Origin of the sequence: Muribaculum sp. NM65_B17, from assembly GCF_004793735.1 — a bacterium.
Lineage (GTDB): Bacteria > Bacteroidota > Bacteroidia > Bacteroidales > Muribaculaceae > Muribaculum > Muribaculum gordoncarteri.
This window is the reverse complement of record NZ_SRYY01000001.1, coordinates 172,084-187,860: the sequence shown is the minus strand read 5'-3', so window position 1 is coordinate 187,860 and position 15,777 is coordinate 172,084. Positions and strand designations below refer to the sequence as shown.

Genomic DNA, 15,777 nt, shown 5'->3' with positions numbered 1-15,777 from the left:
AAAAGGCCAACAAATTCACAAGTCACAGGCAAATACATTTGTCGACCTGCAATAGTTGCACTCAATTGTTTTGAAATAATTGAGCAAATAAATAACTTTGCATCCTGAATTTTGGTTATTATAACATGAGCATAATCATCCTTGGAATAGAATCGTCATGCGACGACACCTCAGCAGCGGTAATACGCGACGGAATCCTGTTAAGCAACGTAATAGCAAGCCAGAAAGTACATGAAGAGTATGGAGGCGTGGTACCCGAACTCGCATCCCGCGCCCACCAGCAGAACATCGTGCCGGTAGTCGACACAGCCATCAAGCGGGCCGGAATCGACAAGCACGATCTGTCGGCTATTGCGTTCACCCGCGGTCCCGGTTTGTTAGGCTCGCTCCTTGTGGGTACTTCATTTGCCAAGGGTCTGTCGCTCGGACTCGGAGTTCCCATCATCGATGTGAATCATCTGCACGGTCATGTGTTGTCACACTTCATCCGCACCGAGCCCGACGATGTAGTTCCCGAATTTCCATATATATGCCTGTTGATTTCGGGCGGCAACTCCCAGATAATACTGGTCAAAAGTCCGTCGGACATGGAAGTGCTCGGACAGACAATCGACGATGCCGCCGGTGAAGCATTTGACAAGTGCGCCAAGGTCATGGGACTCCCCTATCCCGGCGGACCGCACATCGACCGCCTTGCAGCCGAAGGCGACCCCAAGCGATTCAAATTTGCAAAGCCGCACATCGCAGGCCTCGATTACAGCTTCAGCGGACTGAAGACATCGTTTCTCTACACACTGCGCGACAACATCAAGCTCGACCCCGACTTCATCGAGAAAAATAAAGCCGACCTGTCCGCATCGCTTCAATCGACAATAATAGAGATTCTTCTCGACAAGCTGCGCAAGGCAGTCGACATGACCGGAGTGAAGACCGTAGCCATAGGTGGAGGCGTGTCGGCCAATTCAGGAGTGCGAAAAGCCGTGGCCGACTACTGCGAGGCACGTAACCTGACCGCATTCATCCCTCAACGCACATTCACCACCGACAATGCCGCAATGGTGGCCATAGCCGGACACTTCAAATATCTTGACGGAATTTTCTGCAACTACGACGAGGCTCCCTACGCCCGAGTAAAGATATAAACCAAAACCGACATAAATGATGAACATTTCAATCATAGCCATAGGCGACGAGCTCCTTATAGGGCAAGTTATCGACACCAATTCAGGCGACATTGCACGACGCATAAATCCGCTCGGATGGAAAGTCAACGATGTGCAGGTCGTTGCCGACGATGCCGATGAAATAAAACGCGCCATCGATCGCGCATTTGAAACAAGCGACATCGTAATAACCACCGGCGGCCTCGGCCCGACAAAGGACGACATAACCAAAACCACGCTGTGCCAATACTTCGGAGGCGAGATGGTTGAGAATCCCGATGTGCTTGAAAACGTAAAGCAGGTTATCGCCAACCGCGGCCTGGTGCTCAACGACCTTACAGCGCGTCAGGCCATCGTTCCGTCATCGTGCAATGTCATCCAAAACATCGTGGGCACAGCACCCATAATGTGGTGGGAGCGCAACGGAAAGGTTCTCGTGTCGATGCCGGGAGTGCCCTTTGAAACACGCGAGATGCTCGACGCTGCGGTTCTGCCAATGTTGATTGAGAAGTTCCCGACCAATACGGCCATCGAACATCGCACGCTAATGGTGGTAGGCTACAGCGAGTCGCTGCTTGCCATGAAAATTGCCGACTGGGAGGAGTCGCTGCCTCCGTTCCTTCACCTCGCATATCTCCCCAAGCCCGGCCTTGTAAGGCTGCGCATCGACGGACAGCATCAGGACAAGGCTCTGCTGATAAGCGAAATCAACCATTATCACAACCATCTCGTGAAAATGCTGGGCGACAACGTACTATTTGACGACGATGTACCAGTCGAGGAAATACTGCTGCTCGAGCTCAAAGCGCACGGCCTCACACTGTCAACCGCCGAAAGCTGTACGGGTGGCAACATTGCCCACCTGCTCACCTCGGTTCCGGGAAGTTCGGCAGTCTTCAACGGTGGTGTGGTCGCCTACAGCAACGATGTGAAGCGCAACATACTCGGAGTATCGGCACAAACCCTTGAGGAATGCGGAGCTGTGAGCCGCGAAGTTGTCGAGCAGATGGTGATAGGTGCCTGCCAGGCAATGAAGTCGGATTGCGCCATTGCGACTTCCGGAATAGCCGGACCGTCGGGAGGCAGCGATAAAAAGCCCGTAGGCACCGTGTGCATAGCCGTAAAGACTCCGGCAGGCATAATCAGCATGAGCCATCACTTCCCCGGCAACCGCCAACGAGTGATAGTAAGGGCATCAATGACCGCATTGATTCTTGCAATAGAGCAGATTCGCACGTTGCCCAAACGCCAGAATTCAAGCACAGTAGAGGAATAAGGATATTTTTTATCTCAATTTTTTACATCGCGCATTTGCACATCTGAAAAATTGGTTGTAAATTTGCACTCGCTAACCGCAACAAGGTTCCTTGGCCGAGTGGTTAGGCGCCGGTCTGCAAAACCGTTTACAGCAGTTCGAATCTGCTAGGAACCTCAAAGGCTCGCTTTCGCGAGCCTTTTTTATTTTCCCCCGGTAGGGACGCGATACATCGCGTCCACATCAACAGTCACCCTTTCATTTCATGCACCCCAAAATTTCGGAGCAGCATAAAAAATTGTCGATGCAACCATGATTGATTGCATCGACAACAACATTACTCAACAGTATGTGTCTGATGTTTGTAGTTGCGCACCTTTTTGCCCCGGGCAAGCCGGTAGGCGATGTAGAAGTTTATCATGTTGTTGGAGCGGAAATTCGCATCGCTCCATCCCACGGTGTTGAGCGCGGGCGAGTAGCGGTAGGTGTGCGTCTTGCCCGGCATGAAGTGTATGTCGGGGCTCCACAGTACCGATAGCTGTAGTCGGTTGTTCAGGAAGTTCTTCTGCAGGGCTAATCCGAATCCGTCGCGCAACTCCCAATAGCGCGACTGAGGAGTGATAGAGCTGCTTCCGATTATTCCGTAGCTGAGTACGCAGTCCATAGCTATAGGGGCCACGCGGTAGATCATGTACCAGTCGGCTGTGGGAATCCACTTCTCGCGTCGGTAGTTCATGTAACGCGCCGTGGTTCCGGTGAGCGACCCCGCCAGTGCACTCTCCAGCCTGTCGGAGAACCTCTTGTTGTAGTTGATGCGGAACTTCCACTGGTTGAAATGTCCGTTTTCGGGAATGGTGACGGCATAGGGAATGCGCTCGCCGGAAGTTCCGTTCATGTAGGCAGCCTCGGTGATGTCGTAGATGGAGCCGTCGCCGTGGGTGAATGTAGTCGACAGCGTGAGCGAGCTGAAGAACGTGAGGTTGAGCATGACGCTGTGGGTGGTGGTGGCCTTCAGCGACGGATTGCCCGACTGGTACTCCAGCGAGTCGGTGAACTGCCCGTAGCCCGACATCTGTATGAGGTTGGGGCTTGACGAGCTTGCACTATACACCAGCTGTGTCACAAACTTTTTGCTCGGGCGCCAGAATGCGTTGGCCTGAAGTCGCGGCTTTACGCTCGTTGTGTGGGTGTCGCCCTCGCTGTTGTGGTACACAAACACTCCGACATTGGCGGTCAGCGACAGCTTGTTTGACGGAAAGTACTGCAGCGATGCGTAGGTTGTGCTGCTTATCACCGAGTTATTGCTGAGCACGATGTCGGTGCCGAGGCGCTTCTCCTTGTAGTCCATCGAAAGCAATGTTTCCGACAGGTCGAGTCCCGCCTTGCCGCCAAAGAGCGTCCGGTAGGCGCTGAAGTTGCCCCAAAAGTAGTCGGAGCTTTTGCGGCGCAGGTCGTCGACCGAGTATCCGCTCGTGCGCGACACGTTGCGCTTGTAGTCCCATGCCGATGTGTTGTAGGTGAGCGAGGTGTTTATGTTCCACTTGCCCACAAGTCCACGGTGATATATTCCGAACGCCCATCCGAGGTAGTTGTTCTCAATCAACCGCGACATGTGTCCGATAGTGTCGCGCAGCACCGAGTTGATGTTGCCGGTGACCATTCGGCTTTTAAGCGTGCGGTCGAAACCGGTGGTGCTTACGCCAACCAGCGCCGACACTATGTGCCTGTCGTTTATGCGGTAGTCGACAGCAGTTTCGAGAGCCAGACTGCGGCGGCGCATCAAGTCGGTGGGATCCCTGGGGTCCTGCTCAAGCATGCGCTCCTCGTAGTTGTTGAGCGGGAATGTCCTGGTGGTGTAGGTCGACATTCCCGACTGCTCCCATTGCCATGAGGCGTCGGCCTGCACGTTCCACTTATCCTCGGTGTAGGTGAAGTCGGCCCACGGACTCGTCTTGTTGAAGTCCCTTCCCCGCCCGTTTACACCGTCGGGGCGTATCCACGTGTTGCCACCGATGTTGAACTCGGAGCCACGGTAGGTGGGGCGCGTGTGGAAGTTGATGAGCGCGTCGTAGCCCGAGTACTTTCCCGTGGGCTGGTGCACCACATCGATGCGGTCGAAGCGGTTGGGCGACTGTCGCTTTATGTAGTCGGCTCCGCGCTCCATGCTGTCGACGAGGAGCACAATGTTGCTCGACCCGAGATAGGTGAGATCATGGCTCACCGGGTTGTAGAAAGCTCCGTTGACCCGCATCAGTAGCTCGCCGGCCGTCCTGAGTCCCCGCTTCATATCCTGTGTTATCATATAGGAGTCGCGAGTCCCGCGGTGGCTTATCGTGCTCGCCTCGACCGTTACCTCATCGAGCGACACGGCGGGCTTTATGCTGTCAACATTCACTGTGTCGGCAGGAGCAAGGCTAATTTGTCGGGCCGAGGCGTTGCCCGAGGCATGGAGGTCGCACATCAGCAGGCACGACATGATGAATGAAAATCCTATAATCAATAATAGTGATGAATTTTTCATACAGGTTGAAGTTTTTTATTGCTGCAAAGGGAGTAAAATTAGTTTATCAATCAAAATTTTTCAGTGTGCAAAAAGTGTGCATTTTGCACAAAGTCTATTCCGGCAGTGTGCAAATAGTGTGCAATCTGACAGCTATTGCGCTGATGATAAATCATATAATTCAATGTCAGGCTTCGGGGTGTTGAAAATGTAATGAATGGTTTCATTGTCGTTCTGTTTTTGTACAAAGGAATGAATTGTTGTTTGCGTTTGCAAGTTTTCAATTTCGCAAAAATTCGCAAAATCGGATTTTTAACAATTGTGAATTTCGCAAAAATTCGCAAAAATCGTCGTAACTTGCTTGATGTTAGCGGATCAGCTTGCAGCGCGGTTTATCGAGCGCTTTATGTTATCGGGTTGCTTCATTTGTTTTTAGTTTTCTCCGCAAATGAAGTTAAATGCGATTATCTGAGCAAGTTTTTTCCTTGACAAATCCTTGACAGGCGCTTTTGGGGTCTTGACAAATCCTTGACAGAATGATAATCGTGCTTGCAATTTTTCATATACGTGGGTGATTTTTTTGTTTTTGCAAAGAGAGTTAAATTAGCTTTAATATCCAAATTTTCGATTGCGCAAATATTTCGCAATCGAAAAATGTTACAAATCGCATTTCGCAAATATTTCACAATGTCGCGACAATGGGCTTGTTGACTGCGTGTTATATCGGAGTGGGGATGGAGCGTTATGTTTCGTATGTAACAAATGAGCAGGATGTAATATTGCCCTCCACCCCCTTATCTTCATCAGCAAATCCCCGCGTTAGCGCGAGAGCTGCGTAGCTGCTCAATAGGGTTAGCCTCATGCAAACGCGCCTTTAGGTGCGTGTAGCGTGAGGTCATGGTGGAGAGTGCATATATAAACAAAAGACTGCCGGCGAAGGGAATCCTCATCGGCAGTCTTTCATATCAGGTTAAAATTCTATCGTTTATTCTTCCCAGCGAAGAACAGCACCGTTGCGGCGGGCTGGATCGGCTCCGGTGTAGTCCATCGAATAGGGGCTTCCGGTTGTGGGGCTCTTGCCTATATAACGGTGATTGCGCATCGACATGAGCATGAATTCACGGTTGAGATAGTCCTGCCACATGAACTCTTCGGCAAGATTTATATCGTTGGTCAAACGAACATCACCCGGCAAACCGAATCCGGAGGAGAACACGTAACGACCATCGGCACACTGCAGAATCACCTTTCCGTTTCCACGGTCGATGACACGGAAGCGGGTCTGCGGCGAATCATTGTCGGCAGCCGTGTCATACATGAGTCCGTGGGGTGTGGCGTGCATCGGAAGACCGGTGGCCACGTTTATTATGCGGAAGGTCTTGCCAAACGGGATGTAACCGGTGCGGTCGGCCTTGGGTTCCTCCACGGTAAAGTTGTCAAACTCGGCATATCCACCGTTCTTTCCAAGCTTATTGAATGCAAACAGCGACAGGCGTGCGCCCTGGAATGTGATAAGCTGATAGCTCAAAGTCATTTCGCGTCCAAGCTGATGAAACTCTTTTCCGTCAAGTGAGTAGGCATAGTGTCCCTTATCGTTGTCGAAATCACCTACAAATCGCAACCATATACGGTTGTCGGGAAGCACGACTGGAGTGTCGATAGTGTCGTTGTCGAGCTGCTCAAACCAACGCAATGTGAGCGTCTTGCCATCCTTGACAATTCCGGCCCATGAGCATGGAACGTTTATGTTGCCGAGTCCGCACACATCACCGTCCTTAAGATTCTTCACATCAAGTTCTACAGTGGTTATTGACTCGGGGCCTATTGCACGCTGGGTGAGAGTGTTGCGGGCCCACATCAGCTGGTCGGCAGGCATTGTGCGCAATCGGAGCTTACCGCCGGTGAGGCTCCACATCTTGTCATCGGGATTGTGATTCCACTGCCACACACGGGCAAGGGTCTTTCCATCAAAGTTGTCGCTGCGCTCGTAGGGAGCATGAGGCACTTCGGTGTCGCGATAGGGAGTGTTGGGCTTCAGCCATGTGCGGGGCGAGCGACCGAGATTTCCCTCAAGGCCAAGCATAGGCCATCCGTCCTTCCAGGTGATAGGAGCCAAAGTCACGGTGCGTCCCAGCGAGTGGAAGTCCATCATGAGCAGTGCCCACCACTGACCGTCGGGAGTCGACACGATGCCGCCCTGATGAATGTTGGAAGCCCTCACCTTGTCGGGATCGGGAGGCGTGATGCTCACGGGATATCCGTCGGGCATGATGCGACCCTTAATCTCGGTCATGGGCGAAGCGTGGTAACCGAATGTTTCATCGGCCGTTATCACACAGGTTTCATAGGGTCCCCAGATGTTCTTGGAGCGCGAACAGAGTGTGCGTCCGTTGGGAACATAGTCGGTTGATATAAGATAGTACATTCCGTCAATCTTGTAAATATGATGGCCTTCGCCCACAGCACTGCCTTCGGGGATGATTACGCGCTCGGTTTCTTCAATCGGGCCGCTCATGTCGGGCTTCAGCTCGGTGCACTTCACCTCACCGTAGCCGTGTATAGCATATATCTTGCCGTCATCGTCAAAGAGGACGCTGAGGTCGTAGATGCGACCGTTCATGTTAATGTGCTTCCACGGACCCTCGATCTTGTCGCTGACAAAGCACTGAAGCCCCTTGCCGTTGACATTGGAGTAGATGTAGAACTTGCCGTCATGATAGCGGATGCAAGGCGCCCATATACCCTGTCCGTAAATCTCTTTTCCATTCTTAAGCGAAAATGCATCGTCGTCAAAGTCAAACCGGTCGAAGCAGTAAGCCACATTCTCCCAGTTTACAAGGTCGCGCGAGTGAAGTATCACAAGTCCGGGAACAGTGTGCATCGTAGTGCCTACAAGGTAGTAGTCATCGCCCACGCGCAATATGTCAGGGTCGGAAAATTCATCGTACATCAAAGGATTGGTAAATGTGCCGTTGCCATTGTCGGCCGTCCATGATTTGGTCTGGGCGAATGCACCGATAGCCGAAATCAGGAGTGCAATAATTAGAACTGTCTTCTTCATAAAATAAATAAGGATATTAGAACTGTCTTCTTCGTAAATAGGTATTATGTGCAAATATAGTCACTAATCGCCAAATGAGTCCAATATATTAAGTAAAATTATATAATTATGCCACCATCTTCATTTATCATTAATATTTATAGAATATGATTAGCAAAAATATCATAATTTAACTATTTTTGCAGAATAACAATTAAAGCCACCGTATGAAGAAATCTTTACTCCTTCTATTCTCCGCAATCATCACTGCCGGCTACTGTCAAGCCGAGCAATTAACCCCCGAGCAGGCGCTCGCCCGTGTCAGGACGGCCGCAGGACCTCAATCAAGAGCCGTCGACATGACGCGGATGTCAAATTTGGTCTACACGGCCAAGACCGACGACAATGCCGACCTGTACATATTCAACGCATCGGCCGGCGACGGATATATGATAGTGTCGGCCGACGACTGCGCAGCTCCATTGCTTGGATATACCGACAAGGGAGATTTCGATCCACGCAACATGCCCGACAACCTCAAGGCATGGATTGAAGGCTACCAGCGACAGATAGCTTGGGCTTCGGCACGCGGAATCCGCTACGAGGCAGGCTCATCGTCGTCGCGCGCCGAAGTGGCTCCGCTCGTGAAGACAAAGTGGGATCAAGGAGCGCCTTACAATAACAAATGTCCACTCGTTGGGTCGACCCGCACTTATACCGGCTGCGTGGCAACTGCCATGGCCCAGGTGATGAAGTACCATGAATGGCCTACAAGAGGCACCGGCTCGCACTCCTACACCTGGACTACCGAATCGGGCGAAAAGAAAACTCTTTCGGCAAGTTTCAACACTACCTACGACTGGGCCAACATGCTCGACGAGTACACTTCGACAAGCACTACCGCCCAAAATGACGCTGTAGCAAAACTGATGTATCACTGCGGCGTTAGCGTCGACATGGGCTACGGCACCGGTGCCAGCGGAGCGCAGTCATCAAAGATTCCATTGGCTCTTACAACCTATTTCGGTTATGACAAGGGCATTGCTTATCTGCATCGCGATTGCTACGGCATCAACCAATGGGAAGAACTTATGTACAATGAACTCGCAGCCGCCCGCCCGATTCTCTACGACGGTGTATCCAATTTAGGTCAAGACGACCAGGTGGGACACGAATTTGTGTGTGACGGATACCGCGACGGATATTTCCACATCAACTGGGGATGGAGCGGCATGAGCGACGGATATTTCAAGCTCACGGCTCTCGACCCGGGCAGCCAGGGCACAGGCGGTGGAGTAAGCGGATTCAACTACATGCAAGGTGCCATAATAGGGATAAAGAAAGCCGAGGAAGGCTCAAAGGCTCCTGTAATATTTTACATGTCCGAAAACTGGGCTGTGACTCCTGTTTCATCGTCACGAAACACCAACACCGCTCTCACCTTCACCGGATTCTACAACTACAGCACCGAAACCTATAACGTGGTATACGGCCTCAAGCTGGTCAATGCATCAGGCAATGCCTCATATATAAAATCGAACAATTATAAAAACTCCATGGAAGCAGGTTACGGTTACTCCACTTACGAGATAAATTCCAACCAGATAACCGTCACCGGATCCTATAAAGTTTATCCTGCCGTATATATAGAAGAAACCAAGACATGGCACGATGTGTTGATGCCGATATACAACACCCCCTATCTCAACCTCACGGCAACACCGGCCACCCTCTCGTTCTCGGAGCCTGACATCGCAAGCGACTTCACGATCAGCGACATGAAGCTCGAAACGCCGTTGTTCTATAACACCACATTCACAATCACAGCCAATGTCGAAAACCGCGGACGCGAATATTACGACTTCATATCGGCAGCGCTTCTGCGCACCGGAACCAATAACGTTCTCGCCCAAGCTGAGAGCATGCTGCTCGATGTTCCCGCCAACGAAACGATGAAGCTGAACTATACGTCAAAATTTACCGACAAAATCATGGCCGGAACTTACGACCTTGTACTCATGTCATCGGACGGCGAAATAATAAGCGACCGACTTCAGGTAGAGTTCAGCACCGCATCAACTGAAATAACCATCAATGACTTCAAGCTTGCCAATGAAAACGCAAGTTCAGTGCCGATGAACGACATTCGATTCACCGGTTCATTGACCTGCAAATCAGGTTTTTTCAACAATGTACTCACAGTGGCCCTATTTGCAAGCGGCAGCAACTCTTCGGTAGCGGCATTCAACACCGACCCCATCACAGCCAAGGCGGGTGAAACCGTGACATTCACAGCCACAGGTTCATTCCTCAACGGAACCGTAGGCTCGACCTATCTGGCCTATCTGTTCCAGAACAGCACCCAGCTCACACGCACAAAGGTGTCATTCACCCTTGCCAAGCCTCTCGGCATCGACGACATAACCGATGACGGAGGATGCACCCTCTACCCCAACCCGGCCGTCGACAATGTTATAATAAGCGCCGACAGCCCCATAACCTCGGTAGAACTCTTCACACTCAACGGCTCACAGACAATGAATCAGGCGGTCCACGGCTCGTCGACATCAATCGATCTCAATGTATCGTCACTGCCCCAGGGCATCTACATAGTGAGAATAGTCGCCGGCAACAAGACAATCACCAAACGGCTTATAAAGCAATGAAACATCTTACAGTCAAGTCGGTAGTAATAGCATTGGCATTACTGACCGTCAACTGCTCGACAACAAAAAGGGATGGACGCGACAACGCGCCCATCCCCTCAGTTTCAGCCCAACACAAAAACGCAATGTCATCACCCTCTCAGGCGGGCGTTATGCCCAAAGCCCACATCTACAAGACCAATGGCAATTACAACGACAATGTACCCGTGACGATGAACGCCGACGGCAGTCAACTCATATCCTATCCCGCCCCGAGCGACATCAGCAATGCATCAGCTCCCCTGCCCCTTGCTGATGGCTATCTCCTCGACCGCCGGGGGATAAGCCCCACTACGGCATTCACCTCCTACACCTACAGCCGATACTCGGCACTATCAACAGCCCCCGATGCGTCACAGCTCATAAAGTCGATAATACCCGGAGCCAAGGTGACCGAGATAGTGGAGCTTCCGATGACGACATCGCAGACTGCCTCCGACACCGCCCGTTGCAACAACCTCATACGCGAAGGCCTTCCCGGCTGCAAAGTCCTCATGGCCCCGCAAGTATATCACCTGCAAGAATAATACACTGCGACATGATACTGTTTCCCAATGCCAAGATCAATCTGGGTCTGTACATAACGCGTCGCCGCGACGACGGCTATCACGACCTGTCGACTTGCTTTTATCCGGTAAAGTGGCGTGACATACTCGAAATCGTGCCCGCTCACGGCGACACCATCACTCTGACCGTGACAGGCCGAAAAGTAGAATGTGAGCCCGAAAAGAACCTTGTGATGAAAGCCTACAGGGCGCTCGACAGCGTTATCCCTCTCCCGCCGGTCGACATCTATCTGCACAAGGTGATTCCCGACGGAGCCGGACTTGGCGGCGGTAGTGCCGATGCGGCGTTCACCCTGCTCGGCCTCAACGAGCTGCTGCAACTCAAGCTGCCCAAGGAGCGTCTTGCCGCCATAGCGTCGACCGTAGGAGCCGATTGTCCCTTCTTCATCTACAACACACCGATGCTCGCAGCCGGCATAGGCGACATATTCACTCCCGCCGACATCGATCTGAGCGACTATTGCATCGCAATTGTCAAGCCTCATACTTCAGTGTCGACACGCGAGGCCTACTCGGGAGTCACTCCGCGACTGCCGTCGATGCCACTCGACATGGCGCTGGCCATGCCCGTTGAATCGTGGCGCGACAACGTTGCCAACGACTTTGAGGAGTCGATATTCCCCTCCCACCCCGAAATAAGCGAGGTAAAATCGATGCTATACGACCTCGGTGCCGTCTATGCGTCGATGAGCGGCTCTGGAGCCTCGGTGTTCGGCCTGTTTCCTGCATCACGTGGTGACATATTGGCAGATGAACTCAACCGACTCTTCACAGGATGTGACATACATTGTTCGCCACTCGTTTAACAGCCTTTAAAATGAACGTTCCAAGCCTAAAGTTGTTATGATTTTATAGATAATGTGCAAAAACGTGCATTTTTGGCAATGTTTTTGCACTCAACATTACAGCTAACTGAAATCAATAAAATCATTACGAGATATGAGCAAAAATCATAACAAGGTCAACCATCCTGAGGAAGTCAGGAATGACGATATCGAAATAAACGATGTAGAAGCTACCCCCGAAGAGGTCGACGCCGAAGCCGCCAAGGAGATGGCTCAGGAAGAACTCACCAAGGAAGAAGCTCTTGAAAAAGAGCTTGCCGACACAAAGGCTCAGCTCGAAAAGGAGAAAAAGGAGTATCTCTTCCTGATGGCTGAATTTGACAACTTCCGCAAGCGCACTCTCAAGGAGAAGAGCGAGCTCATAAAGAACGGAGGCGAAAATGCAATGCGTGGAATACTCCCCGTTGTTGACGACCTTGAGCGTTCGATTCAGGCCATGAAGGAAACCTCCGACGCCGAAGCCATTAAGGACGGCATCGAGCTTATCTACAATAAATTTGTAAAATATCTTGACCAGAACGGCGTAAAGCCCATTGCTTCAGATGCCGGTAATGAATTCGACACTGAAATTCACGAAGCGGTAACAACATTCCCCACCGACGATGAGTCGCAGAAAGGCAAAGTAATAGACACCATCCAGAAGGGCTACACCCTCAACGGAAAGGTGCTTCGTCATGCTAAAGTAGTCGTAGGACAATAACATTAAAGCTACCTGACTTATGGAAAAACGAGATTATTACGAAATACTCGGTGTACAGAAAAACGCCACCGCCGATGAGCTTAAAAAAGCTTACCGTAAGCTGGCGCTGAAGTATCACCCCGACAAGAATCCCGGCGACAAGGAAGCCGAGGAGAAATTCAAGGAAGCTGCCGAAGCCTACGATGTATTGAGCGATCCCGACAAGCGTGCAAAATATGACCAGTGGGGACACAACATGGGGCCTTCGGGATTCGGCGGAGGTGGTGGAGGATTCCACGCCGGCGGAATGTCGATGGAGGATATTTTCGCCAACTTCGGCGACATATTCGGAGGTGGCGGATTTGGTGGATTCGGTGGATTCGGATCGGCTACCGGCGGAGCTCGCCGCCGTCGTCAGCCTAAGGGCAGCGACCTGCGCATAAAGGTGAAGCTGACCCTTCAGGAGATATCGGAAGGAGTGACCAAGAAACTGAAAATTCCCCGTTATGTACAATGTCAGCACTGCTCCGGAACAGGAGCCAAGGACGGCACCGCATTCCAGACATGTACACGCTGCCACGGTTCAGGAGTAATCGACCACGTGCAACAGACATTCCTCGGCCCAATGCAGTCGACAGCCACCTGTCCCGAATGTAACGGCGAGGGCAAGACAATCACCCAGAAGTGTCAATATTGCAACGGCGAGGGCATTGTGCGTCAGGAGGAAGTCGTTTCGTTCAGCATACCCGCAGGCGTAACCGACGGAATGACTCTTTCGCTCAAGGGAAAAGGAAATGCGGCACGCAACGGAGGCATAAACGGCGACCTGCTTGTAGTAATTGAAGAGGAACCGCATCCTGACTTGATTCGTGACGGAAACGACCTTATATACAATCTCATGCTCGACATACCCACCGCAGCTCTCGGTGGTGCAGTAGAGATACCTACAATAACGGGCCGAGCAAGAGTGAAAATTCCGGCCGGCACACAGCCCGGAAAGGTATTGCGACTACGCGGCAAGGGACTTCCTTCGACCGAAGGCTACGGCACAGGCGACCTGCTTGTCAACATAATGGTATATATACCTGAAAACCTCAACGACAAGGAGAAAGCAGCTATAGAAAGCCTGCGCGATTCGGCCAACATCAAGCCCACCGACTCGGTAAAGAAACGCATATTCAGCAAATTGCGCCACATATTTGAATAAAAACACTCTAAATAAACGACAAAGCTCCGCATCGTAATTGGTGCGGAGCTTTGTTATTTCATGTAGTCGTGACAGTCAGATGTCAAGATTGAAAATTGTCTTTGCGTTGTTGCTTGTCACATCCGACACCTCTTCAATCGACAATTGAAGCGCCGATGCCACATGGGCGGCGGTATGGATTATAAATGCCGACTCGTTACGCTTTCCACGGTGAGGCACCGGAGCGAGATAAGGAGCATCAGTTTCAAGCACTGTCCTATCAAGGCCGATAACAGGCAACACATCACGCAGCTTGGAATTCTTAAACGTTACAATACCGTTTATTCCGAAATAGAAATCGCCTATTTCCCTTATTCGCTCGACATCCTCAGCGGTTCCGCCAAAGCTGTGAAACACCGCCTTGGGCAATTGCTTGGCCGAAGCAAGCACATCGAGCGTATCGTCCAGTCCGTCACGGCAATGTATTATCACCGGCAAGTCGCGGCTCGCAGCCCAATCGACCTGACGGGCAAACACCTCCCGCTGCTCGGCCCGGAATGTCTTGTCCCAGTAGAGATCCATCCCCACCTCTCCTACGGCTACATAAGGCGTACCCGAGTCAAGCTCACGCTCAACAAGGTCGAGAGCCTCCCGCCAATTTTCGTTCACCTCGGTGGGATGCAGTCCCATGGCCATTGAGGTGACACGGGGAAATCGCGCATGAAGACTCTTCATAGGCTCAATCGTGCCTACATCGACATTAGGAAACAACATGTGCTCCACTCCGGCTTCGAGCGCACGCGTCACTGCATCGTCGGGATGCTCAAATTCGGAAAGATACAGATGTGTGTGAGTGTCTACTATCATGAACGGCGTGTAAGCGATGCTTTGGCTATGTTGACGAAAAATTCACGGGCATCACCGTCAAGACCTGCCTTGTCAAGCTCCGACACGGCATCGGCGGCATAACGTTCAATCAGCTCACGGCACTCATCGCCCACGTTCAAGGCATCGTAGATGGCCTTTACACGCTCCACCTTGTCGTCACTGCGACTACCCAGCATCGACAGCAACTCCTCACGACGGGCGCCATCCGACTTGTTGATGGCCGTTATCAGCAGGAATGTCTTTTTGTCGTTCATTATGTCGCCGCCTATATTCTTGCCGAATACCTCGGGGTCGCCGTAGGTGTCAAGCCAGTCGTCCTGCAACTGGAAAGCGAGGCCAAGTGATATTCCATAACGGTAAAGAGCCTCCTGAACCTCAATGTCGGCTCCTCCCATCAATGCTCCGAGTCTGCAGGCGCATCCGAGCAGCACCGAGGTCTTGAGTCTTATCATCTCGATGTATTCGGCCACCGTGACATCGTCGCGGCTTTCAAAGTCCATGTCATCCTGCTGTCCCTCGTAAATCTCCATGGCCGTTCCGTGAAACAAGTCAAGCACTTCGCTCAGCTTGTCGTTACAACCCGACCCCATAAGCTGCGACGCCATGGTCAACATTGCGTCGCCCGACAGTATTGCAGTGGCCTCGTTCCATTTACAATGCACGGTAGGCTTTCCACGACGCTTGTCGGCACGGTCCATCACATCGTCATGAAGCAAGGTGAAGTTGTGAAACATCTCGATTCCCAACGCCTGGTTAACGGCTCGCTCCATTTTGCCGCCCACCGCGTCACATGAAGCAAGCAGCAACATCGGGCGCAACCGCTTGCCTCCGCAATCAAGAGTGTAAGCTATAGGTTCATACAAGCCGTGGGGCTCTTCAGGATAAGGAATCCCGGCGATAAGCCTGTTTATGCTATCGATATACTCAGCTGAAGTCTTCATAAGCATCGT

At 51.7% G+C, this 15,777-nt stretch carries 11 protein-coding genes and 1 tRNA gene; 8 read left to right on the top strand and 4 right to left on the bottom strand.

Annotation, left to right across the window (positions count from 1 at the left end; translation table 11 throughout):
* Positions 1-125: 125 nt before the first annotated feature.
* The 3 genes from tsaD (at position 126) to E5354_RS00860 (ending at position 2,595) form a co-directional block, all read left to right on the top strand.
* Positions 126-1,142 carry a tRNA (adenosine(37)-N6)-threonylcarbamoyltransferase complex transferase subunit TsaD gene (gene tsaD / locus E5354_RS00870; protein WP_135946090.1) on the top strand — a complete coding sequence of 339 codons (1,017 nt, stop codon included), beginning with the start codon at positions 126-128 and terminating at the stop codon, positions 1,140-1,142.
* 16 nt (positions 1,143-1,158) lie between these two features.
* Entirely contained in the window at positions 1,159-2,439 is a 1,281-nt protein-coding gene (locus tag E5354_RS00865) for a CinA family nicotinamide mononucleotide deamidase-related protein (RefSeq protein WP_246863706.1), read from the top strand.
* A gap of 85 nt (positions 2,440-2,524) precedes the next feature.
* A tRNA-Cys gene (locus E5354_RS00860) sits at positions 2,525-2,595 on the top strand.
* Between the two features lie 160 nt (positions 2,596-2,755).
* On the opposite strand, the gene E5354_RS00855 is transcribed toward E5354_RS00860, so the two are convergent.
* Positions 2,756-4,939 carry an outer membrane beta-barrel protein gene (locus E5354_RS00855; protein WP_135946089.1) on the bottom strand — a complete coding sequence of 728 codons (2,184 nt, stop codon included), beginning with the start codon at positions 4,937-4,939 and terminating at the stop codon, positions 2,756-2,758.
* Positions 4,940-5,903: 964 nt separating this feature from the next.
* The gene (locus E5354_RS00850) at positions 5,904-7,979 is read right to left on the bottom strand and encodes a glycoside hydrolase 43 family protein (RefSeq protein ID WP_135946088.1); all 2,076 of its coding nucleotides are present in this window, start codon (positions 7,977-7,979) and stop codon (positions 5,904-5,906) included.
* Between the two features lie 206 nt (positions 7,980-8,185).
* Here E5354_RS00850 and E5354_RS00845 point away from each other — a divergent pair, with 206 nt between their 5' ends.
* From E5354_RS00845 to dnaJ, 5 genes are all read left to right on the top strand, one after another.
* Positions 8,186-10,624, top strand: coding sequence for a thiol protease/hemagglutinin PrtT (locus E5354_RS00845; RefSeq protein ID WP_135946087.1), 2,439 nt, complete (start codon positions 8,186-8,188; stop codon positions 10,622-10,624).
* Positions 10,621-11,190 (top strand): hypothetical protein, encoded by a 570-nt coding sequence (locus E5354_RS00840; RefSeq protein WP_135946086.1) that lies wholly within the window; start codon positions 10,621-10,623, stop codon positions 11,188-11,190. The genes E5354_RS00845 and E5354_RS00840 overlap by 4 nt, the downstream gene beginning before the upstream one ends.
* 11 nt (positions 11,191-11,201) lie before the next feature.
* The gene (ispE, locus tag E5354_RS00835; protein ID WP_135946085.1) at positions 11,202-12,035 is read left to right on the top strand and encodes a 4-(cytidine 5'-diphospho)-2-C-methyl-D-erythritol kinase; all 834 of its coding nucleotides are present in this window, start codon (positions 11,202-11,204) and stop codon (positions 12,033-12,035) included.
* Between the two features lie 133 nt (positions 12,036-12,168).
* The gene (gene grpE, locus E5354_RS00830) at positions 12,169-12,774 is read left to right on the top strand and encodes a nucleotide exchange factor GrpE (protein WP_135946084.1); all 606 of its coding nucleotides are present in this window, start codon (positions 12,169-12,171) and stop codon (positions 12,772-12,774) included.
* 19 nt (positions 12,775-12,793) lie between these two features.
* On the top strand, positions 12,794-13,960 hold the full coding sequence (gene dnaJ / locus E5354_RS00825; RefSeq protein ID WP_135946083.1) for a molecular chaperone DnaJ: 1,167 nt from the start codon (positions 12,794-12,796) through the stop codon (positions 13,958-13,960).
* Between the two features lie 75 nt (positions 13,961-14,035).
* On the opposite strand, the gene E5354_RS00820 is transcribed toward dnaJ, so the two are convergent.
* Positions 14,036-14,806: a TatD family hydrolase gene (locus tag E5354_RS00820; RefSeq protein ID WP_246863705.1), complete on the bottom strand. Its 771-nt coding sequence runs from the start codon at positions 14,804-14,806 to the stop codon at positions 14,036-14,038.
* Positions 14,803-15,768, bottom strand: coding sequence for a polyprenyl synthetase family protein (locus tag E5354_RS00815; protein ID WP_246863704.1), 966 nt, complete (start codon positions 15,766-15,768; stop codon positions 14,803-14,805). Before E5354_RS00815 ends, E5354_RS00820 begins: the two co-directional genes overlap by 4 nt.
* Between the last annotated feature and the right edge of the window lie 9 nt (positions 15,769-15,777).

Excerpts from the sequence above, each read along its gene's own strand:
- E5354_RS00845 (WP_135946087.1), top strand. The coding sequence starts at position 8,186 with ATGAAGAAATCTTTACTCCTTCTATTCTCCGCAATCATCACTGCCGGC.
- E5354_RS00840 (WP_135946086.1), top strand. The coding sequence starts at position 10,621 with ATGAAACATCTTACAGTCAAGTCGGTAGTAATAGCATTGGCATTACTG.
- dnaJ (WP_135946083.1), top strand. The coding sequence starts at position 12,794 with ATGGAAAAACGAGATTATTACGAAATACTCGGTGTACAGAAAAACGCC.
- grpE (WP_135946084.1), top strand. The coding sequence starts at position 12,169 with ATGAGCAAAAATCATAACAAGGTCAACCATCCTGAGGAAGTCAGGAAT.
- E5354_RS00865 (WP_246863706.1), top strand. The coding sequence starts at position 1,159 with ATGATGAACATTTCAATCATAGCCATAGGCGACGAGCTCCTTATAGGG.
- ispE (WP_135946085.1), top strand. The coding sequence starts at position 11,202 with ATGATACTGTTTCCCAATGCCAAGATCAATCTGGGTCTGTACATAACG.
- E5354_RS00820 (WP_246863705.1), bottom strand. The coding sequence starts at position 14,806 with ATGATAGTAGACACTCACACACATCTGTATCTTTCCGAATTTGAGCAT.
- E5354_RS00850 (WP_135946088.1), bottom strand. The coding sequence starts at position 7,979 with ATGAAGAAGACAGTTCTAATTATTGCACTCCTGATTTCGGCTATCGGT.
- E5354_RS00815 (WP_246863704.1), bottom strand. The coding sequence starts at position 15,768 with ATGAAGACTTCAGCTGAGTATATCGATAGCATAAACAGGCTTATCGCC.
- E5354_RS00855 (WP_135946089.1), bottom strand. The coding sequence starts at position 4,939 with ATGAAAAATTCATCACTATTATTGATTATAGGATTTTCATTCATCATG.
- tsaD (WP_135946090.1), top strand. The coding sequence starts at position 126 with ATGAGCATAATCATCCTTGGAATAGAATCGTCATGCGACGACACCTCA.